We start from the raw sequence: 21,068 nt of genomic DNA, 5'->3' as shown, positions 1-21,068 counted from the left end.
TGTTTCGCGCTTGTTATTGATGCGTTGTGGGGAGATTGTTGTAGGAAATTATTCACCCGGCAGGTTACCGGGTGAATCGTAGCGTGTTAGTGGTTTTGCTTGAGTTTGCGTTTGTCTGACTGCACGGAACGATACATTTTACCCAGTTGTTTAAACTTGGCTCGCTGTTGAGCCAGGCTCGAGCTGTTATGGGCTTGTTCACGCAGCAGCTTGAAATAATTCTTCAGGCGACGCTCTTCCAGCTCACCACGATCGACGGCCTGAGTCACAGCGCAGCCGGGTTCCCCCTGGTGGTGGCAATCGTTGAACCGGCACTGCTGAGCGAGCTGCTCGATATCTGCGAACGCCTCACTGACGCCTGCGGCGCAGTCTGCCAATTGCAATTCGCGCATTCCCGGGGTGTCAATCAGAACCGCCCCCGATGGCATGAAGTGCAACGAACGTGACGTGGTTGTATGGCGCCCTTTGCTGTCGTCTTCACGGATCGAACCGGTGTCCTGTTCCGTTGTGCCCATCAAGGTATTCACCAGCGTCGATTTTCCGACCCCGGAAGAGCCCATAAAGGCCACGGTTTGCCCAGGTTGACACCAAGGGGACAGTCGGGCACAACTGTCTGCGTCAAGGCCGTTTACGGCTTCGACACACAGCAGGGGGCTCAAGGCTCTGACTTGCGCGGTTTTCTCTTCCGCGTCATCGCATAAATCGAGTTTACTCAGAACGATGACGGGCTCACTGCCTGCTTCGTGTGCCAAAGCCAGGTAACGTTCGATCCGGCTGAGGTTAAAATCAAGATTCAGTGAACAGACAATAAAGACGCTATCGACATTGGCTGCAATAAGTTGCTCGGCGATTTTACTCCCAGCGGCCTTACGACTGAATAGCGACGAACGCTCTAACGTTCGCAGGAACTGCTCATTTGGGTCGAGCAGTAACCAGTCGCCCACCGTCATTGCAGGTTGCGAATGATGGATAGGCAAGTGGTGCTCGCCGAGTTCGCTGAGCAGTGTGTAGCCGCTTCGCTGATGAGCCGTAACGCGCGCAACGGTCGCGTGTTCGAGTTCATCGAGTAACAGTTGTTGTTGAAAGACAGGTTGCCAACCCAGTTGGCGTAATGATAAATGATGTTTCATTGCTTTTCCCTAGCCACAGAGTAACGTCTCTGTGTCATTGATATGCAGAGATATTAGGGTCGAATGAACAAAAACAGACCCCGGTCTAAGGACACCGGGCAAATTTAGGAGGGGAAGAAAGGAATAGAGTGAAAGTGAGTGTTCGCTTTACTTCGCCTGACTTGCCGGGTGGATACGTAATACAATCATCAGATTCTCCTTATGTTTAATCAGTTAACGGCGCGATGATAACAAAACAGGCGGGAAGAGTCTCACCTGTTTTGCTGTTTTTTCGCCAATTATTGATGGCTGTGCTGCATTTTTTTCATGCCGCTCATGACTTTTTTCACTGGCGCCTGGAAGCTTAGCTTTTCACCGTTGGCGAAGGTAACTTCAACATCAATGTTCTCACCTTCTGCCAGTGGCTGCTTAAGATCAAACAACATGATATGTAAACTGCCAGGCTTGAGTTCGGCCATGCCGTGGGCTGGCAGTTTGATTTTTTCTATCTGACGCATTTGCATCACATCGCCGTCGTGGATCACGTCGTGCAGTTCTACTTTGCCTGCCGCTGGTGTCGAAACGGAAACAATGTAGCGGTCCTCATCGCCTTGGTTCATGAACTGGGCGAAGATGGCACTGGTTGGGGCGTTTGGTGGCGTCGCGCGCGCATAGGCATCGTGAGCCATGATGTCAGAGTTTGCGTAGGCCAACGGGCTGAGAGCCAAAGAGGCCAATAGCAGAGCTTTAAGCTTCATATTATTTTCCTTGTACTGAGCTGGTTACCGACTCGATAGCTGCCACAATCGGTGCCGGTGTCTGAGTGTGCGGCACTTTTGTAATCAGTGTGCCGTCTGGTTTGAGGAAGTAGAAGTAAGAGCTGTGATCCAGCGTGTACTTCAGTTCCGAATCTTTCAGTTCCGTTTTACGGAAAATGACGCCATAGCTGTGCGCCAGTGGTTTGGTCACCGCCAGTGGCGCCGACAGGCCTTCGATTGCCTTGTGGAAGTATTGAGCGTATTGATACGAGTCATCCGCTTTATCGCGTTCTGGATCCAGTGAAACGAACACTGGGCGCAGTTTTGCCAGCGTGTCCGGGTCGATCTGGTTGAGGGCACCGGCCAGCATGGCCAGCGACGTCGGACAGACATCTGGACAGCGGGTAAAACCAAAATACACGATGCGGATACGCTCATCGCTGGTATCAAAAAGATGCACCGGTTGGTCGTTCTGGCCGAACAGCACGGTTTCCTGTGGTGAGGCTGGTTGTTGCTCTGTGGCAACTGGGCTATCGGGCTGAGAATCGAGGTAGGTTTTGACACCATATCCTAAGGCAAAAGCCGCGACCAAAATCAGAGACCAGTTTCTACTCATCTTTTCATCCTTATTGCAGGGTAAACGGTTTGATGACCGTCGGACAACTCGCCCAGCCAGGTCATTTCATTTTGAGTGCAGACTGGCAGAAGTACTTCGCCTTCATAACGCTGGTTGCCAACTGCTTTCAGCACGAAGCGTGCTCGCCCCATTTCCATTTCCAACCCTTCCAAATCTAAGCGCAGTGTTTCAGACTGGGCTTGTGGCCACTGCACCGAGATCTGCACCGGCACCAGCGGCTGAGCCGTATTCTGGTTGAGTGTCATGGTGACATTGGATTGAGAGCAGGGCTGAGAAGACAACACGCAATATTGGTCGAGAGAGAGACGACTGTCTCCCGTGTCAAACCAGCGGGCAATGTCTGAGGCGAAAAAGCCGACAGCCAGTGCCAGAGCAATTCCAGCCAGTTTAATCACCGTGTGCATGACGAGGGTCCGATTACTTGAAAATGAAGATGTTAGCACAGGCGAGGGGAAGTCGTTGAGTGAAAGAGACAAAATATGTCAATAATCAAACGTGGGGCCCGAAGGCCCCGTGTTCTATGCCGCGTGCTCAGACATCACGGTTTTCGGCGAATTTCTCCAGCCCCAGTACCAGAGCAAAAGCGCACAGCATCAAAACAATGGCGATCCCCAGTTGTGCCGGCTGAGAGGTGATGTGTTCAAATTCAAACGGTGTGAGGTTGTGTTGAAGTAAGGGGACTTGTTCCCCTTTGGAGTTGATGCGCCAACTGATGGTTTCTTTCCACGGCCAGATTTTTGGCAACGTGCCCAGCATCAAACCAGTCAGGAACGTCAGAGTGAAGTCACGAAAGCGCTTTAGCAGCCAGGACAACAGATGAGAAAAAGTGAGCAGGCCAATCACACAGCCCCCCAGAAACAGCGCCAGTATATCAATCTGAACCGCTTTGACTGCACCTAAAACGGGCGCGTACATGCCTATCAACAGCAAGATGAAACTACCGGAAATACCCGGAAGGATCATTGCACAGATGGCGATCGCTCCTGCCATCAACACGTTGAGGCTGGTTGGCTCGATTTCGAGCGGATTGAGCACGGTAATCGAGTAGGCAAATGCGACCCCGGCCAAGGCAAATAGCAACAGCGACGGACGTTTATGCTCTATCTGACGCAGCATGTGGTACACCGATACCAGAATCAGGCCGAAGAAAAAGGACCAGATTGGAATCGGATGAGTGACCAGCAGCCAGGAAATAAGCTTTGCCAGCGTTGCAATGCTGGTCAGGATACCGCCAAACAGTGCAATCAAAAACAGCCCGTTAATATGATTAAACGCAGCTTTAAATCCTTCGCGGCGCCACAGCCCGATTAAGCTCGGGTTAACGCGCCGGATACTCTCTAACAAGGTATCGTAGATGCCGGTAATAAAAGCGATCGTACCACCGGACACGCCCGGAACGACATCGGCTGCGCCCATCGCAAGCCCTTTGAGGAACGTAGTAATGTAATTCATTCTTTCTCTTCGGTTCAGTGAATTGTGCCGAGTATAACCTCAAACCCCTCAACTCTGTCCAGCGCCCACCGTCTCAATCAGGTTAACTCTGTGGTGCTGAACTGGAAGAGGAGCGAGACGTAACTAAATACCATAGCGTTTGATCGATCCGGCTTATTGCTGTTCCATATTGCGTTCACATGCATAATGCATTTGCAAATTGCAACAAAGCGGTACCCAATCTGGTAAATAATGAGTACAACGTTGCATATTTGGGCTGTTTTAAACATGGCATGCAACCTGCATTACTTAACGTAATCCCGGTTGCGACCGGGGTTACCTAGCCAACTGACGTTGTTAGTGAATGATTTTGTTCACACTTTATTTGAGCCAATCGCGGTTATTGCGGTTGGCTTTTTTTCTTTCTCAGTAATGGGATACTGTCCCGGTTTACACTTCCTCTTCGATTGAAATCTCGCGTAAAACTCGACAAATCGCTCGGGTTTCTTTAATAATGTCCGCTTTCACTTTGCTCTGACATTGGTTTAGAGTGGAACTTGTCTGTTGTAAGTTCTTGATATAGAGCTATTTTTAGAGGTTATTATTCGATAGGCAATCATTGAAATAACAAGAGCTGTCAATTTGGTGTCAGGCACCAACTGATTTTGCTCTGGCTCGTTAGGGAAGATGAGTGAGAACAATAAAGAGGTTATATGAATCACGTATTGTCGGTGGGACCACTGGAATCTTTCTTAATCGCTATCAGCGTGCTGTTTCTGGGTCATTTCATAAACACCAAAATTCCCGTTTTAAAGAAATTTAACATTCCCGAGCCGATTGTCGGCGGATTGATCGTTGCAGTGTTGATCACTGCCCTACATTTTCAGGGTGTCGATCTGGAATTCTCTCTGCCGTTGCAGAACACTTTTATGTTGATGTTCTTCAGTACGGTCGGCCTAGCGGCTAACTATACCCAGTTGATGAAAGGTGGGGCGAAAGTCTTCATTTTCCTGGGGGTCGCGTCGTTCTACATCATCATTCAGAATGGTGTCGGTGTCTCTTTGGCAACGGCATTGGGTTTGGACCCGTTGATGGGACTGATTGCTGGGTCTATCACCTTATCGGGCGGTCATGGCACCGGCGCAGCCTGGTCACAAACGTTTACCGAAAACTATGGTTTGTCCAACACGTTGGAAATTGCGATGGCGTCGGCCACGTTTGGTTTGATTATCGGTGGCATCATCGGTAGCCCGGTGGCGCAGAAACTGATTGAAAAACATGAATTTGAGTCTGAGTATGGACGCGGTGTCCGTACCCATGAGCGCTTTCCTGAGGTCGTCACATACAACGAATACGAAGAAGACAAAGTTACGGCGAAGAAAGTCATCGAAGTGCTGTTTATTTTGCTGCTTTGTGTGACGGGGGCGAAGTATCTGGAGCAATGGGTCAGCAGCTTTGACATCAAATGGTTGATGATTCCAGACTTTGTATACGCTCTGTTTATCGGGGTGTTCATCACCAACGTTCTGGAAGTGTCCAAAGTTCGCACCATAGATGCAGAAACGGTCGATATTCTTGGCACTGTGTCGTTGTCGCTGTTTTTGGCGATGGCGCTGATGAGCCTCAAGCTGTGGAATATTTTTGATTTGGCGGTGCCGTTTCTGATCATTCTCGCGGTGCAGTCGGTGGTGCTGGGCCTGTTTGCCTATTTTGTCACGTTTAAAGTGATGGGCAGCAACTATGACGCGGCGGTGATGTCGGGAGGACATTGTGGCTTCGGTCTGGGCGCTACACCCACTGCGGTAATGAACATGGGGTCGCTGGTGAATAAATTTGGCCCGTCGCCTCAGGCCTTTATGGTGGTACCGATTGTGGGTGCGTTCTTTATCGATATCGTCAACCTGATCATTTTGCAGGGTTACATCTCGTTTATTGGTTAACGTAATCTGACACAAAAAAGGCTCTGCACTGCAGAGCCTTTTTTGTGGAACTAACTGGATCGAAGCGTCAGTTTCGTGCCGTCAAACTTGAGCTGAGCGAGCAGGTTGCGCGCATTGGTCATGCCTTGCTCGTCAAATTGCAACCCATAGCGAGAGTAGTGCTTTGAGCGTTGCAGATTGCAGACTTTGCCGTACAGCGGCGCAAAAACGTTTTGCTCTTTGTTGTTGGCGCTCAGCTCAATCGCGATTTCATCCCCCACCAGGAAAGTACGCCCTAACGGTGCGGTGATAAAACGGCAGCCGCTTTTTGACAAATCGCGGATTTCACACTCCGAACGATAATCTCCAAGTATCACTTTACCCGGCAGGTTCACTTCGTAGCGCGGCTCTTTGCGCAGTTGCGTCACTTGCATGGTACCGGGAACGGAAATGGCCACCATGCTGACGGGTTCACGCACGAAATGGGTCAGTTGGCTACGAAAATGCACCAGAGCCCCTTCCCCGCGTGGAGAGATCGCCCGGACGGTCAGCCAGAAGCCTTCCTGAAAGAAAAAGTTGATGTCGTCGTCGGAGATCTTGGGGATCTCAATCAGGATCAGATTGCTGGAATGGGTGCCGATAAACGCGGTTTTGCAGCGAAAGGTTGTGCCAACAGGTGTGGTGATGCCTATGGTCATTTCACTGCCATGTTCCAACATCGCCAGCGCGTCTGTGCTGTTGAGTGTGGAAACGGTTTTGTTTCCCCGTTGTATCTCGTTTTTTGCCACTGCCTGTGTGTTCATCTAGCCTCCGTTGCGTCAGCCATTTTTGTTATAGTTAGGCTGGTTTAACGATTTTATTGCCGACGCGGCGAATATTCAATTTGTCAGCCGTCAATAATTGAGCGTTCTGTCAAAAAATTGAAGGGTGAATACGATGAATGAAATAATTCATGATGCCGAGCGCGGCGAATTTCGGGTCCGTGTGGAACCGGAGTTTGAGGCGCTGGTTCGATACCAGTTGGAAGGGAATGTCATGGCGATCACTTCGACCCGGGTGCCGGATGAGCTGCAAGGGAAAGGATACGGTAAAGTCATGATGGAAACGGTATTGCCTGAGATTGAACAAATGGGCCTGACCGTACGTCCGGTTTGCAGTTACGTTGAGCACTATCTCAACCGCCATCCTCAATGGGCGCACTTGGTGGCGAAACCGTGATACTCGACGAATATGCCAGTTTACTCGCACCGCTGGGTATCGAACAGGTTTCCCGGTGCGACGTGCTGCAGACTCTGTGGGGCGGATACGGCGAACTGGTGCGGCTCTCGGTCAGAGGTGCGCACGGGCCCAGTGTGATCGTAAAACACATCCGTTTGCCTAAACCCACATGCCATCCGCGAGGCTGGAACACTGATCGAGCCCACCAACGCAAGCTGTCTTCCTATCAGGTTGAGTGCCGCTGGTATCAGGACTATGCCGGCCAATGTCTGTCACACACGCCGGTGCCGCGTCCACTGCAGATTGAATGGCAGGATCAGGAGATGTTGCTGGTCATAGAGGATCTGCGCACTCTGGGGTACACCAAGGTCAGTCAACAGGCAACGCCGACGCAAATTCAGTCTGTGTTGCGTTGGCTGGCGTGGTTTCATGCCAGTCACATCGGGTCTCCGGCGGACGGATTGTGGGACAATGGCACATACTGGCATCTGGCGACGCGTCCAGATGAGTTGGCTGCGTTGGATGACAGTAGGTTAAAGCGCGCAGCCGTAAAACTGGATCGCCTCTTAAGCGAAGCGCCGTATCAGACACTGGTTCACGGCGACGCCAAACTGGCTAACTTTTGCTTCCGGGCCGACGACAGAGGCGCGGCGGCGGTTGACTTTCAGTACGTTGGCCGTGGTTGTGCGATGAAAGACGTGGCGTTGTTTATCAGCAGTGCGGTGGAACCTGCGCAGTGTGCCGAACTCGAAAGTGCCTTGCTCGACCGTTATTTCCGTTATCTCACACAGGCGTTGCAACATTGTCGTCCAGAACTGTCTGCACATCAGGTTGAACGTGCCTGGCGGCCACTGTTTGCGCTGGCATGGGCCGATTTTCAGCGTTTTATTAAGGGGTGGAGTCCGGGACACTGGAAAATTAACCCGTACACTGAAGCGTTGACCGAACGGGCATTAGACGTGGTAGAGGCTCACCGTGGGTAAGCCTCTTTGCGCCGTTTAATCAAAAGCGGCAACGTGCCATGTAGTAGGTATTGATGTACCTGCCGTGACGAAAGGCCGAGCCCTTGGCTTCCCCTTCAATTTCGAAACCAAATTTTTTGTAGCAGGCGATCGCTTTCTCATTATCGCTGTTGACTTCAATTTCGACGCGTTTGACCTGTAGCCAGTTGTCCGCTAGATCCAACACGGTTTCGATCAGTTTAGAGCCGACGCCAAGCCCGTGGAATTCATCATGCACCCCAATGCCAAAGCTGGCGCAATGCGCACGTCGTGGTCGTTGATTGTGCTCAAAGCCGATATTTCCGACGACTTGACCGTCTACCTCGGCAACAAAGGAATACACGCCTTCAGGAATGGATTCGAGTCGTTTCGTCCACATCGCGAGCGAAGGGCTTGGCAGTTGCAGGGTTTCTGCCTGAGCGCTGGGCTGTGAATAGATTTCGCATAGGGCAGCAGCGTCACTCACCTGAGTTGGACGAACGAGTATTTCCATAAGAGGCTCCTTTTATTATTGACCTCCAATGTAACGTTAACCAGATGAAATGCAAACAGATTCTTATCCAGCGCGGCACGTCACACTCAGGGCAACCAGAGCGTGATCACTGCTGTCCCCATCGATCGCGTAATCAGGGTTAACCAGATGTTTGTCTATTACCTGATAGCGCAAGATATCGGCGAGACAAAATGACGAAGAGGAGCGAAATTCGTCGGAGACTAAGATGTAATCGAGTACGCTGCCCTGAGGGCCAGCGTAATGAGTGAAAGGGCGTGTAACCTCTTGATCGCTGAACAAATGCCAAGCGTCATGCAGATGGTAGCGGGCGTAAGGTTGTGGGTCTTGTCGGTACGGGCCGTTCGAGCGTAAAGCGGCAAACTCGCCGCTGTGGTAATCGGCGTTGAAATCCCCCATCACCAGACACGGGCGTTGCGATTGTTGCTTTGTAGTGACGAGAGACTGATGCAGGCAGTGCGCTTCCCAGCCTCTTTGGATACTCGACTGCCAGCGGCCAGCCAGCTCTTGCCGCCACACACATTCAGATGTCGTGTCCGATAAAAGCTCGCCTTCCATGGGCCGTTGAGATTTAAAATGCACGATGTACACATCGGTATGGCCAATCACTGGTAACGTAATGACCGCGTGCAAGGGTTCTCTGCTGAACGTAAAACGGTCGGGAGACAGGACACGTTGGATGCGGGTTGCGGATTCAATTGGGTAGCGAGAGGCGATTGCTACGACGGGGTGCGTGTAAATGTAGTCGTCGGCGATATGTGGCCCGTCAACGGTGGCAAAATAAGCATAACCAAGGCGACGCAATTGAGCTTGCAGGGCTTTGGGGCTGAACACCTCCTGAAAGCCGACGACATCTGCATTAACCTGCTTGAGTTGTCTCTCCAGCCAGTCACACTTTTTCTGCCACTGAACCTGCGTGTAGATATTGCCAAAGTCATAGAACGCATTCGGCGGCTCAACATAGTTGAACAAATTCATGGTGGCAAAAGTGAGTGTGGTGACAGGCTCTGACATTCAGGGTTCCGGATTGTGATGTTAAGATTTTTTACGCAAATGATTGCGGTTTGGTTAAATTCCGCTTTAAGATCGTATTTTACGTTGTGTAGAGACACTATTATGAATCAGGCTCCCGCCAGTTGGAAAACTCCCCAGAACTTTTTGTTAATTATCTCGATTATTGTCCCGATCGCGTTTTCTAGCTGGATGGCGCTACTGAATAACTTTGTGGTTGAAAAGGCGCATTTTGATGGCGCGGATATCGGTTTATTGCAGAGTGTCCGTGAAATTCCTGGCTTTCTTGCTTTCACCGCTGTCTTTGTATTGTTGTTTATTCGAGAGCAGCGTTTCATGCTGCTTGCACTGGCGATGTTGACCATAGGCACCGCCATCACGGGGTTGTTTCCGTCTCTGTTTGGTTTGTTGATGACGACCTTGTTAATGTCGACAGGGTTCCACTACTTCGAAACGCTTAAACAGTCGCTGTCGTTGCAGTGGTTGAACAAAGATGAGGCGCCCGAGATGTTGGGGAAACTCATCTCGGTTGGTGCTCTTGCATCGTTGCTGACTTACGGAGCACTGTGGATCATGCTGGAGGTCGTTCAGCTTGATTTTGCCTGGGTGTATATGATTTCCGGAGGGGTTGGACTGGCGCTGGTTCTCTGGATAGCGCTGGCGTTTCCGGAATTTCGCTCCGAAACGCCGCAGAACAAGAAACTGGTGCTGCGCAAGCGTTACTGGTTGTATTACGCCCTGACCTTCATGAGCGGGGCAAGACGACAAATCTTCACCGTTTTTGCCGGTTTCCTGATGGTGGAAAAGTTCGGCTACTCAGCGGCCGACATCACGTTATTGTTTTTGATTAACTACCTGTTTAACTTTTTGTTTGCCAAGCGAATCGGCCGTTTTATCGGTGTCGTGGGTGAGCGCAAAGCGCTGATGTTTGAATACACAGGTTTGATCCTGGTGTTTGTGGGGTATGCCATGGTCACCACTGCGGAATGGGCGGCAGCATTGTACGTGGTCGATCACCTGTTCTTCGCGTTGGCACTGGCGATAAAAACCTATTTCCAGAAAATTGCGGATCCGGCGGATATGGCCTCGACCGCGGGCGTATCGTTCACCATTAACCACATTGCGGCGGTTGTCATTCCGGTAACCTTTGGCTTGATCTGGTTGGTGTCTCCGGCGGCTGTGTTCTATATTGGCGCGGGCATGGCTTTGGTGTCACTGGTGTTATCGCTCAATATTCCCGGTAAGCCACAGGAAGGGAATGAAGTGCGGGTGTTGCGCTGGAGCTAGCGTTTGGCCTGAACAAACAAAGCAGCGCTTAGCGCTGCTTTGTGGTTTTGGGAGCGGGTATCAGTGGTCTAAGTAAAGATAGTTCTGCCAGCTTTTCATTCGAATCAACACCTTACGCATGATCGCCACGTGCTCAAAATGGTCTGAATACACCGCTACTTCGAAGGCGGTTCCCAGCGGCAGATTGAATTCGGAGATGTCATCCGTCATTTTCAGTTTGACCATCACACGACCGTTGGTGCGCAGCGCCTCAGTGCCGAGCAATACTCCACGGGCCTGGATCTGGCCTTCACCAATCGCCGGGATGACTTCAATCACTTCGCCCCGAAATACCCGACCAGGAATGGCTCGGAACAAAAACTCGGCTTTGAATCCGGGCTCGATTCGTTGTAAAGAATTTTGCCGGAATGCGGCGGCGTAATAGCGATCTTCCGTGTTGACGTAGGTCATCGCTGGAGCAAGGGGCAGCGGGACGGCCATTAACCCGGGGCGCAGAGCGACCTGAGTCGCGAAACCGCCCGTAGGGGCCCGGACGATGGTTTGCTCCAGGTTAAACTCGGCTTTTCTCAGTTGGGCGAGCAGACTGGCGACTGCGGTGTTTTCCCCTCCGATTTCGGAGTCCAGAGCAAGCTGAGCTTGCTTCACTCGCTGAGCGGCGGCCTTCACGCTGGCTTCAGAGGCTTTGTAGGCTTGCTGACGAGTGTCGAGATCCTGCGCGGTAAACGCGCCTCTTGCATAACCGCGTCTATAACGGATGAATTCACGTTCTGCTTTATCACGTTCAGCGATGGCTTGTTCTTCTTCCGCGACCGCGGCCAGTAAGTCAGATTGCAGGCTCAGTGCACCCTGGCTGGCTTCTTTCACCTGAGCCTTGAGTTTATCGACCTCGGCCTGGAAAGGTGTTGGATCGATTTTAAACAGCACATCGCCCTGTTCTAACGGTACATTCGGTTGCACTGGCACTTCGATCACCCGCCCGCGGACGCCGGAGACTATCGGTGTGGTGGTGTAAACCTGGTTGCCGAACTGACTGAATGGGTGGTTGTAGTTCATCAATAGAATTAACGTGCCGATCAAGGCAATGCCGCCGAGTACGGCGGTGGGTACTGTCCATTTATTGAGAGGGATTTTAAAGATTTTAAAAATGGCAATACACAGCGCGGTGTAGGTCAGAACTAAAAGTAAATCCATTACTGCGCTCCTTGGTGATCGTCAGCCTGAGAAGACTTAGGCGCGTCGGCCGATTGCTGAGCTTTCAGCGTGGCGACTTCTTGTTGTAATTGGCTGACCTGATCAATCAACGATTCGACCCGGTGATGCAGATCGTGCTGCTCCGCTTCCAGTTTTTGAAATCCCCAGCCACGCTCTTTGCGCCACAGCGTGGCCCAGATCCAGAGAAATGGCCACAGGGCATGCAGTGTGAATAAGCTGACCCAGCCAGCATAATGAATGGCATCTTGGTGCGGATGTTCGCGCTCTTTGGCTATTTCATACGGAATATCGTGAATAACAATGATGCCGTAAAAAATCACCAGAGCGACAAATATCAACAGGCCCAGCGCGATGTAATCGAGAAGCATATTGGTGTCCTAGTTCGGTCTTTGAGAAATAGCAGTTGCTACTATTGATAAAAATAAGTAATTGATTGTAAAAAGTATAGTGTCGAAGCCAATTTATACATATCAATTGTGTAACAGAGTTGTGGTTTTTCGGTTCATGGCAACCTTTTATCCAACAACCATCAGACAGGGAAAGCAACAATGTCAATCTATGGAGAAGCAGCTGCGATTTCTGCAGCTGCGGTTTGGGCTGCCGCCACTTGGCTTTACAGTCAGTTCAGCCATCAGTTTTCGGCACTGCAACTGAATATTGTGAAAGGTGTGGTTGCAGCGGCGATGATGTTACTGGTGTTGCCGTTTATGCCACAACCAGAGTGGCAACTGAGTGCGTCTCATTTGTGGATCCTGGGCCTGTCCGGTGTGATTGGCATCGCAATCGGTGACAGCGCTTATTTCGCTGCGCTAAAGCGAATTGGTGCTAATAAAACGCTCTTAATGGAGTCTTTGGCTCCGCCATTGTCGGGCGTATTGGCTTTGCTGGCGCTAGGTGCCAGCCTGAGTCTGCAAAGTTGGTTTGGCGTGTTGCTGACCACCGCCGCAGTGATGTATGTGATTGCCGAGCCGCACACCGGGCGGATCATGTCGTCCAGCGGAATTGCATTTGGTGTGCTTGCCAGTATGTGTCAGGCGACCGGCGTAGTGATCTCGCATTACGCGTTGGTCGAAGGGAATATTCCACCGTTGATTGGAGCGTTGATCCGTCTCAGTGCCGGGGTTGGGGCGGTGATGCTGGTGGTTGGGCGACTTGAATCTCAGCCTTTTTGTGCCATTCGGCGTCATCTCAGTCAGCTTAACCGTTCATCGTTGGGCTGGTTGTTGGCGGCGATTTTTGTCGGCACATTTCTCGCGTTGTGGTTGCAGCAGATAGCACTGAAAAACGCCAATCCGGCCATCGCGCAGACGTTGATCGCCACCAGTCCACTGTTTATCTTGGTCATCTGCGCATGCAAAGGGGAACCTCTGACCCGGCGCAGTGTGCTTGGTACGCTGGTTGCGCTGGTAGGGATTTCGTTGTTCTTTATCCGTTAGCGGTCAGGTTATTCAATACAGATCTGATTACGTCCATTGGCTTTCGCACGATACAATGCTTTGTCCGCGCGATAAAAAGTCCGCTGGGTATTTTCGCCATCGCGGTGCTGTGTGACGCCGACACTGACGGTCAGCCCGCGCTCGCCCAGAATATCATCCCAACCAAATTGGTATATTCTTTCACGGTAGTTTTCAGCGTGCATGGCGGCTTGATCTTGATGTTGATTTTCCAGGATCACCAAAAACTCTTCGCCACCAAAGCGAACACAGGAGGCTCCTCGAAAGAGGAAATACGCAGCCAGTTGTTTGGCGACGTTAATGATTGCCTGATCGCCGACCAGATGGCTGAGTTCATCGTTGATCGATTTGAAGTGGTCGATATCGATCACCAGCAATGAGAAGGTCGCATCGTGCAGCAGCAAATCTTTCAGCTTAACGTCCAGCCAGCGGCGGTTGTGCAGGCCGGTCAAAGGATCGGTAAACACATCCTGCTGCAATTGAGCCACAGTATTCTTCTGGTTTTCGGTGGTTTCTTTCAGCTCGCGGTTCTCAAGCTCTGACAGGATCAGCTTCAGTTGCAGTTCAAAGCGAGACAGGCGACGCAACTGAGAGGAGCCGAGCTCGCTGATGGGGATATTTTTCATCAGGTCCGACTCAATTCGGTAAGCCTTTTTCTGATATTCGAGTGCCCGCTTAAAGTCGCTGTTCATCTCACAAGCGGCGCTGTAGGTATCAAAACACCGCTTAGCCAGCACCGGGGAAGCGTACTGGCGAATGCGTTTGCTGATGGTCGCCAGAATCATGTTCGCCATGTCGGATCGTCCGAGTTCACTCAGGCAGTGGGCAAGTTCAAGGCGGATCATATTAAACAGCCAGCTCGAACTGGTGTTTCCGACGCTATATTGAATGTCACCCAGAGCGTGAAGCGCCTTGGTGGTATGACCTTCCAGACGCAGGATTTTCGCTTGATAGAGCAGAATTTGCCCGGACAGAACCTTATCACTGACCAGAATACTTAATTCTTCGCACTCTTTGATCAAATCGTGCGCCGCCGAGACGCGGCGCAGTTCGATAAAGCATGCCAGCATGTACAGTTTGTATCTCAGCCGCAGCGAACGACTGGAAATGGCGTGATCAATGCCGTCTATCTTTTGGTAGTAGCGCAGAGCGCGATTGTGATCCCCATAAGCATCACACAGATTACCCATCCCCAGAATGGCCAGCACATAGGCATCAATGTCACTGTGCTCCACGGCGATACTGGAAGCGGAGACGTATTCGTTAAGTGCTCCGGAGAAATCCCCCATTTCAAACAGGCGATCGCTGAGGCTGTTTTTGACTGACAGGATCACATCGGCATCCTGCGGCAGGCTGAGCAAACTCAGTGCGGCGCGCAGCTCGTCAATACTGTTGCGAATCTGATTGAGAGTCAGGCGGTACTCGGCACTGATGATCCAGCAATGGGCTTTTTCACGCGGTGAACTGGCGATGTGTTGGCGGGCATAATCCCAGAAGATGGTTGCCTCTTCACCACTAACAGAGGAAGCATCCAGCCCTGATTCACGTATTTTATTCAGTAGTGCTTCCATCTGATACCTTATGCTGGCTCTCTTCCAGCTGTTCCAGAGTAAACGGGAAGGACAGAACATCCTGACAGATCACCTCAGGTTGTGGACCTTTAAATCCTTTACGCTGCCATGGATAGAGTTGAATCATATTGCGCAGGATCTGATACATCTCATCGGCGGCCTGTCCCTGTTCGGCCAGTAGCAATCCCAGACGGTTTTGGCTCAGGCGAGCGAGTAAGTCTTGCTGATGACACAGGGAGTGAACCAACTCTGTGCAGGCATCCAGCAGTTCCGGATTGGCATGGTGAATTGTCACAACCGTATGCGAGGCACGTTTCAACTCGGTTTTATGCTGCATCAATTGCTCCCACCAATAGGTTTCAGAAACCAGGCGACTGAGATGTTTTTCCGGGTCGTATTCGTGCTGGGCCCGAATACGGTTGATCAGTTTTCTCGCTCGCTGTTCCAGTTGGCGTTTGGAGTCTCGCGCTTTGTCCAGACCGGTACGGGAATTTTGTTCACGCAGCATGTTGACGGAATGCTGGCGGTACTTTTTGAACGCAGCCAGCGCAGCTTGATCGTCGCCGCATTCCTCGGCAACCCGCGACTGTTGAAAACAGATTTGCGACAGCAGCTCACCATTATCAAAACTGGCGGCGGACGCTTCGGCTTCGACCAATAGTTCGGCAGCTTTCACTGGGTTTTTGCGCAGCAGTTCCAGCCGTGCCCGGCTGATAAATGAATGTGCTTTCATCCAGGTCAGATTGTGCTCGACAGCCAAATCGTGTGCCTTGCGGGTCGCTTCTTCGGCTTCGTCAGCCCGTTCCAGACCGAGCAGCGCCAGGCCGCGAAAGTCCCATACCTCGGCGTGCCAGGTCCTGTCCGGGTGGTACTGCAGCGCTTCTATCGCGCCGTCGAGTACCGTCAGCATCTCAACATAGTTGTTAAGCAGGTAGTGGTCCCATGCGAGCAAGATGCGGGATTTGCCTTCCAGCCAGTCGATACGGGCATTATTGGCAACTTTCACCGCTAGCTCATGAGTCGAGCGAGCCATATCAAGCTCATTGGTGATGCGCCAGATGTTGCCAAGCCCAATCAGCGCCTCAATCTGAAATTCGACTTCACCGACCAGCGCGGATTGCTCCAGTGTGTTAATCCAGTATTGTTGAGCAGAATAGTATTTGGCTTGCCCCCAACAGTGCAGGGCGTGGATATGCAGAATTTCCGGCAGGTAATCATCGGTGTCGAGAGCGTTGAGTTTGGTGTAGGCGTCTTTGATGTACTTCAGCCCTTTGCGATAGTCCATCTGACACCAGGCGCAACGTGACATGATGATCAAACACTGGATCCTGCCTTCAGGATAGGCAATTTGGACAGAGCGATTGGCGCATTGTTCGGCCAATTTCAGCACTTTTTGAGGGTCAGACTCAACCTGAGCCCGCAATTGCTCAATTTCGGCTTCTAACGTGTGCTGACTTTTGTCCAATGAATCAATCCTTTAGCTCAACGCATGGCATGCGAAAGACATTATAAAAACAGCAGTCAGGCTAAAGCCAGAATAAGCAAACACCGGCCATTAAATAGCCGGGTTAGTTCACACTATTCCTGGTTACGACAGCAGTTCGCGCAATGTCAGTGGTTGCTGCGTCAGGCCAAGGTTTTGTGCCGCTGTTTTCCCTGTCTTATCTTGATAGCACAGATTGTGCCAAGCTCGAAAAATATCCAACATGGGCAACAGACCACCAGGGCGAAGCTTGCGTCTCGGCTCGTTAATGAACGTCGAAAAAAGTAGCTGGAAGCGCTGGTGGTAGAATTCGATTTTTCCCGTGCTGGCCTTGCGGAGCCAGTATTCCGGCGTCGGATGATCTCCGGCCAGGTAGCATATTCCTTTGGCGGTGTGATGCTGAGAAGCGATCGCCCAACGGTCGCGCCACCATCCCATATGAACAATGTCGATTTTGTCAAAATCTTGTGTGTTCTCCCAGCCCGGATCTTCTTCTACGTACATAAGGTCGACATTTTGACGCTGAATACGAGGTAGGCACACACTTAGTGCGGCAGAGCGCAGCACGGGGTCTTGGGGCATATAAATCGATACGCGTTTGTCGTCTCCACACATATCCAGCACATGCAAAAAATGGGCGTAAGAGGTGTAAGGAGGCCGTATTAGTGCGCCTTTGGACGGGTAATTGAATGAGGTCAGGTTGCCCATCGGATCTTCGACGTTGCCGCGGGCTAGAATCGTTTGATATTGCTGGTCAATGCGTTCACGCAGATAGGGTGATGCCTCAGGTACTGGCATGTTGGCTTCTGACGAGTGCTCGCGGGAGACAAAGCGAGCGGGTGTCTGGTAAGGGTCATGGTCGACTTCGCCCTGCGATTCTTCATCGGAGGCGTAGTTGACGTGCTGACACAAAATGTAGCCGGTGTTGGCTTCTCCCGTGGTGATCCACAATACGCCGTTGTTGCTCTGCGGCTGCAAAGGTACGTAAAACGACGCCAGTTCGTATTCGCTGGCATGGTTGACCCAGCGTGCATCTATCATCGCCAGTTTGCGTCGGCAGCGGCTGGCAATGTGATCAAGGTGATCGTAGAACGTTTTTGGGTTGATCGACAGCTTGCGGCAAATTTCACGCACCGAGTAGCTCATGAAGAGTAAGCCGAGCAGATTTTCCTGAAAAGTCAGCTTTTTGTTGGCGCCGGACCATTTGTCGACAAAGGTAGACTGACACGCTTTGCAACGATAACGCTGGCGGTCACCACTGTAACCAAATGCGTGGTACAGATGTTTATGAGTATGAACGGACAAGCCGAAATTTTCGCACTCGTCGTGGCGACACGCCGGAAGGCCATCGCTGTGCAGGTGTCTTAAACGATGCAGTTCGTTTAACACTTCCTGATTGTTAAGTAAGGGGGGGAAAGCACCGCACTCACGACATACCATCGTTGGCCGCTTAGGGTTAGCATGCTGCAAAACGTAACGATTTGCCTCACTCAATCCAAAGTTGTCACACGCCAATGTTTTACAAAAGTTGAGTTGTAACCCGTCTGCCTCCTTTGGCAGTTCATCGTTTGACACGATCGCCCCCTCGGGAAAATTCAGGCTGCCAACCGGAGCTGGCAGCTTGGTACTGTGGAAAAGAATTCGTTATCACAGTCGATTAGATGTTGATCGCCGTTTCCAGAGCGACTTTCATCATATCGTTGAACGATTTTTGACGGTCTTCTGAGCTCAGTTTTTCACCACGGATGATGTGGTCAGAGACAGTCAGAATGGTCAACGCACGTGCGCCCAGATCCGCTGCGACGCCGTAGATGCCAGCCGCTTCCATATCCACGCCCAGGATGCCCAGTTTCTTCATTTTCTCGAAGATGTCTTCTTCCGGGGTGTAGAACAGGTCAGCAGAGAATACATTACCCACTTTCACTGGTACTTGCTGATCTCGCGCCTGGTGTACGGCTGTTTCGAGCAGGTCGTAGTCGGCAATGGCAGCGAAATCGTGGTTATTGAAGCGGATACGGTTCACTTTTGAATCGGTAGAAGCACCCATGCCGATAACCACGTCCATCAGGTTAACGTCATCGCGCACTGCACCACAACTACCCACACGGATAACGTTTTTCACGCCGTATTCTGAGATCAGTTCGTGTACGTAGATGCAGCATGATGGGATACCCATACCGTGGCCCATAACAGATACTTTTTTACCTTTGTAAGTGCCTGTAAAGCCAAACATGTTGCGAACGTCACAAACTTGCTTCACATCTTCCAGGAACGTTTCTGCGATGTATTTTGCGCGAAGTGGATCACCCGGCATAAGGACGGTTTCTGCGAAATCACCTGGTTGTGCATTGATGTGAGGGGTTGCCATAGCTTTTACTCCAATTTGTCAGTAAATGCATTGAGTCATTTTACTGTTTCTGTTGAAAGTGTGTTTTCTTGTTGAGCCAATACTAACCCTGTCAGTACTGGCTCCTTGAGAAGTATGTCACAAAAAGCCCTGTGTGGAGGGATATATTTTCCATTGATAACCAAATGTGTTGAAAGTGGTAAGGCAATCGATTTGTGTAAACGTTTGGCTGCCTTTTTGTGGTGATTGTTCTGGAAACAAAGCGTGATCTTTTTATTGGTGTACAGAAAATATTTTTGTACACAGTGATCGACTTGTGCTAATAATTGTACAAGAAAATAATATGTACACATGTCGATGTTCGAGGTGAACCATGGAGAGTCAATCTGTTCTGGTCGGCGTCAGCGCTTGCGTATTGGGCGAGCGGGTCCGTTTTGATTCTGGCCATAAAGTGAGTAATTTCGTCACCAAGGAGCTTGCTCCTCATCTGGAGTTTATTTCTGTGTGCCCGGAAGTCGGCATTGGGATGCCAGTGCCACGGCCAACTATACGGCTCATCTCCGACGAAGAGCGCATAGCGCTGGTGGAAACCAAAGATGAGCAACGTGACTACACCGAGGCAATGCAGGCGTTTGCCAAGGATAAAGTCGCCGAGTTGGATCAATTGTCGTTGTGCGGGTATATCGTGTGTGCCAAGTCACCGACCTGTGGAATGGAACGCGTGAAAGTGTACAAAAAGCATAACGCCGACAAAGACGGGGTCGGCATGTACACGCGTGTATTGATGGAGTCGATGCCCTGGTTGCCGATTGAAGAGGACGGGCGTCTGAATGATCCGGTGCTCAAAGAGAATTTCATCACCCGGGTCTATTGTCTGCACGATTTGTATACTTCAATGGGCGGCGTGCCCACTGCCAGCAAGCTGATTGAGTTCCACTCACGCTACAAGCTGACGTTAATGGCGCATCATCCGCAGTCTTACCGAGAGCTTGGCCGGCTGGTAGCCAGTATCAATAAATATGACATCAATGAGTTCTTTAACTTGTATCGTTTGGGATTGATGCAAGCCATGGCCATTCGGGCCAGCCGCAAGAACAATACCAATGTGCTGATGCATCTGCAGGGATACTTTAAGCGTTCGCTGAATAAAGATCAGAAAGCAGAATTGCGCAAAGTGATTGATGACTATCGGATCGGGCTGTTGCCGCTGCTTGCACCAATGACTCTCATCAAACATTACCTCAACGCTTATCCGGACAGTTATCTGGATAAACAGAAATATTTGAACCCCTATCCGCAGGAGTTACGTTTACGTTATGGGTTGTGAAACAAAGCTATATGCAATTCGGGAAGTGGCCGAAGCAACCGGAGTGAAACCGGTCACGCTGCGTGCCTGGCAGCGTCGTTATAACCTCATTCAGCCGCAGCGCACAGAGAAAGGCCATCGGCTGTACACGCAAGCGGACATTGATACCATTCATGCGATTCAACGCTGGCTGGCCAAAGGTGTGGCAATTGGCAAAGTCAAAGGCTTGCTGTTGTCAGGCGATGAGGAGACCGGCGCAGAGCAGGCAGACAACATGACGCTGGACGAAGTGGAAAGTTTGCTGGAAGCGCTGGCCGCACTCAATCAGGGCAAAGCCGAAAGCATCCTCAGCGGTGTGTTTAAAGAATATCCGCTCAAGATTGTGACCCAGCAGTTTGTGATGCCGGTGACGGAGGCTCTGGACAAAGTGAAGTCCAGTCAGCGTACGCTGCAAAAAGCGTTGTTCCAGGCGCTGATGCTTACTCGCATCAGTGCCATTATCGACGCGGAAAATAAAGCGGCAACCAAAGGCAAGTGTCTGTTCGTCAGTCTGGATCCGGTTGGAAGCGTCTTTGCCTGGCTGGAAGCGCTACAACTGTCCGAGACCGGACTGCGGGTGATTGTGTTGGATGGGGCTGACGATCTGACCGGGCTCTGTGATGGTGCGGCCTTAGAGTTTTTCTCGCGCTTACATGTGTTCTCTAACCGTGCATTGCCGGATGTTCAGCGGCAGCATCTCGTCGCTTTGTCCAGCCAATGGGACGAACGATTCAGCGCGTCGGATGTGCTGCGGGCACTGTATCTGGACTAGGG

General features: G+C 51.1%; 21 protein-coding genes. 7 read left to right on the top strand and 14 right to left on the bottom strand.

Annotation, left to right across the window (positions count from 1 at the left end; translation table 11 throughout):
• Positions 1–86 precede the first annotated feature (86 nt).
• The 5 genes from rsgA to VPR01S_RS15220 form a co-directional block, all read right to left on the bottom strand.
• On the bottom strand, positions 87–1,130 hold the full coding sequence (gene rsgA / locus VPR01S_RS15240) for a ribosome small subunit-dependent GTPase A (RefSeq protein ID WP_021706253.1): 1,044 nt from the start codon (positions 1,128–1,130) through the stop codon (positions 87–89).
• A 278-nt stretch (positions 1,131–1,408) separates the two neighbouring features.
• Positions 1,409–1,867 (bottom strand): copper chaperone PCu(A)C, encoded by a 459-nt coding sequence (locus tag VPR01S_RS15235; RefSeq protein WP_021706252.1) that lies wholly within the window; start codon positions 1,865–1,867, stop codon positions 1,409–1,411.
• A gap of 1 nt (position 1,868) precedes the next feature.
• The gene (locus VPR01S_RS15230) at positions 1,869–2,483 is read right to left on the bottom strand and encodes an SCO family protein (RefSeq protein WP_021706251.1); all 615 of its coding nucleotides are present in this window, start codon (positions 2,481–2,483) and stop codon (positions 1,869–1,871) included.
• Positions 2,480–2,908, bottom strand: a complete 429-nt coding sequence (locus tag VPR01S_RS15225) for a hypothetical protein (RefSeq protein WP_021706250.1) — start codon at positions 2,906–2,908, stop codon at positions 2,480–2,482. Before VPR01S_RS15225 ends, VPR01S_RS15230 begins: the two co-directional genes overlap by 4 nt.
• Before the next feature lie 127 nt (positions 2,909–3,035).
• Entirely contained in the window at positions 3,036–3,956 is a 921-nt protein-coding gene (locus VPR01S_RS15220; protein ID WP_021706249.1) for a polyprenyl-phosphate transporter, read from the bottom strand.
• A gap of 692 nt (positions 3,957–4,648) precedes the next feature.
• Between VPR01S_RS15220 and gltS the strand changes: the two genes are divergently transcribed.
• Positions 4,649–5,875, top strand: a complete 1,227-nt coding sequence (gene gltS / locus VPR01S_RS15215; protein ID WP_021706248.1) for a sodium/glutamate symporter — start codon at positions 4,649–4,651, stop codon at positions 5,873–5,875.
• Positions 5,876–5,925: 50 nt separating this feature from the next.
• Here gltS and VPR01S_RS15210 read toward each other — a convergent pair whose 3' ends face one another.
• The gene (locus VPR01S_RS15210; protein WP_021706247.1) at positions 5,926–6,657 is read right to left on the bottom strand and encodes a flagellar brake protein; all 732 of its coding nucleotides are present in this window, start codon (positions 6,655–6,657) and stop codon (positions 5,926–5,928) included.
• 133 nt (positions 6,658–6,790) lie between these two features.
• On the opposite strand from VPR01S_RS15210, the gene VPR01S_RS15205 reads away from it, so the two are divergent.
• Complete coding sequence (locus VPR01S_RS15205; protein WP_021706246.1) at positions 6,791–7,072, top strand: GNAT family N-acetyltransferase; 282 nt, start codon at positions 6,791–6,793, stop codon at positions 7,070–7,072.
• Positions 7,045–8,055 carry a phosphotransferase gene (locus tag VPR01S_RS15200; protein ID WP_021706245.1) on the top strand — a complete coding sequence of 337 codons (1,011 nt, stop codon included), beginning with the start codon at positions 7,045–7,047 and terminating at the stop codon, positions 8,053–8,055. Before VPR01S_RS15205 ends, VPR01S_RS15200 begins: the two co-directional genes overlap by 28 nt.
• Before the next feature lie 19 nt (positions 8,056–8,074).
• On the opposite strand, the gene VPR01S_RS15195 is transcribed toward VPR01S_RS15200, so the two are convergent.
• Both VPR01S_RS15195 and VPR01S_RS15190 read right to left on the bottom strand, forming a co-directional pair.
• Positions 8,075–8,566, bottom strand: coding sequence for a GNAT family N-acetyltransferase (locus VPR01S_RS15195; RefSeq protein ID WP_021706244.1), 492 nt, complete (start codon positions 8,564–8,566; stop codon positions 8,075–8,077).
• 63 nt (positions 8,567–8,629) lie between these two features.
• Positions 8,630–9,598, bottom strand: a complete 969-nt coding sequence (locus VPR01S_RS15190; RefSeq protein WP_021706243.1) for an endonuclease/exonuclease/phosphatase family protein — start codon at positions 9,596–9,598, stop codon at positions 8,630–8,632.
• A 102-nt stretch (positions 9,599–9,700) separates the two neighbouring features.
• Between VPR01S_RS15190 and VPR01S_RS15185 the strand changes: the two genes are divergently transcribed.
• A complete protein-coding gene (locus tag VPR01S_RS15185) occupies positions 9,701–10,882 on the top strand; it encodes an MFS transporter (protein WP_021706242.1) in 1,182 nt (393 codons plus the stop codon).
• Positions 10,883–10,942: 60 nt separating this feature from the next.
• Here the strand turns inward: VPR01S_RS15185 and VPR01S_RS15180 are convergent, their stop codons facing one another.
• Together VPR01S_RS15180 and VPR01S_RS15175 are read right to left on the bottom strand one after the other, a co-directional pair.
• Positions 10,943–12,073 carry an HlyD family secretion protein gene (locus tag VPR01S_RS15180; RefSeq protein ID WP_021706241.1) on the bottom strand — a complete coding sequence of 377 codons (1,131 nt, stop codon included), beginning with the start codon at positions 12,071–12,073 and terminating at the stop codon, positions 10,943–10,945.
• On the bottom strand, positions 12,073–12,462 hold the full coding sequence (locus VPR01S_RS15175) for a DUF3302 domain-containing protein (RefSeq protein ID WP_021706240.1): 390 nt from the start codon (positions 12,460–12,462) through the stop codon (positions 12,073–12,075). The genes VPR01S_RS15180 and VPR01S_RS15175 overlap by 1 nt, the downstream gene beginning before the upstream one ends.
• Before the next feature lie 180 nt (positions 12,463–12,642).
• Here VPR01S_RS15175 and VPR01S_RS15170 point away from each other — a divergent pair, with 180 nt between their 5' ends.
• Positions 12,643–13,530, top strand: a complete 888-nt coding sequence (locus VPR01S_RS15170; RefSeq protein ID WP_021706239.1) for a DMT family transporter — start codon at positions 12,643–12,645, stop codon at positions 13,528–13,530.
• 8 nt (positions 13,531–13,538) lie between these two features.
• On the opposite strand, the gene VPR01S_RS15165 is transcribed toward VPR01S_RS15170, so the two are convergent.
• From VPR01S_RS15165 to deoD, 4 genes are all read right to left on the bottom strand, one after another.
• A complete protein-coding gene (locus VPR01S_RS15165; protein ID WP_021706238.1) occupies positions 13,539–15,119 on the bottom strand; it encodes a GGDEF domain-containing protein in 1,581 nt (526 codons plus the stop codon).
• Complete coding sequence (locus tag VPR01S_RS15160) at positions 15,100–16,584, bottom strand: tetratricopeptide repeat protein (RefSeq protein ID WP_021706237.1); 1,485 nt, start codon at positions 16,582–16,584, stop codon at positions 15,100–15,102. The genes VPR01S_RS15165 and VPR01S_RS15160 overlap by 20 nt, the downstream gene beginning before the upstream one ends.
• A 123-nt stretch (positions 16,585–16,707) precedes the next feature.
• Complete coding sequence (locus tag VPR01S_RS15155) at positions 16,708–18,177, bottom strand: hypothetical protein (RefSeq protein ID WP_021706236.1); 1,470 nt, start codon at positions 18,175–18,177, stop codon at positions 16,708–16,710.
• An 82-nt stretch (positions 18,178–18,259) separates the two neighbouring features.
• Positions 18,260–18,970, bottom strand: coding sequence for a purine-nucleoside phosphorylase (gene deoD, locus VPR01S_RS15150; RefSeq protein ID WP_021706235.1), 711 nt, complete (start codon positions 18,968–18,970; stop codon positions 18,260–18,262).
• A gap of 352 nt (positions 18,971–19,322) precedes the next feature.
• On the opposite strand from deoD, the gene VPR01S_RS15145 reads away from it, so the two are divergent.
• A complete protein-coding gene (locus VPR01S_RS15145; RefSeq protein WP_021706234.1) occupies positions 19,323–20,276 on the top strand; it encodes a YbgA family protein in 954 nt (317 codons plus the stop codon).
• Positions 20,266–21,066 carry a MerR family transcriptional regulator gene (locus tag VPR01S_RS15140; RefSeq protein WP_021706233.1) on the top strand — a complete coding sequence of 267 codons (801 nt, stop codon included), beginning with the start codon at positions 20,266–20,268 and terminating at the stop codon, positions 21,064–21,066. The genes VPR01S_RS15145 and VPR01S_RS15140 overlap by 11 nt, the downstream gene beginning before the upstream one ends.
• The last annotated feature ends 2 nt before the right edge of the window (positions 21,067–21,068 follow it).

It is taken from the genome of Vibrio proteolyticus NBRC 13287 (assembly GCF_000467125.1).
Taxonomy (GTDB): Bacteria; Pseudomonadota; Gammaproteobacteria; order Enterobacterales; family Vibrionaceae; genus Vibrio; species Vibrio proteolyticus.
Note: the sequence above shows the minus strand (reverse complement) of the source record. Positions and strands in the feature narration are given on the sequence as shown.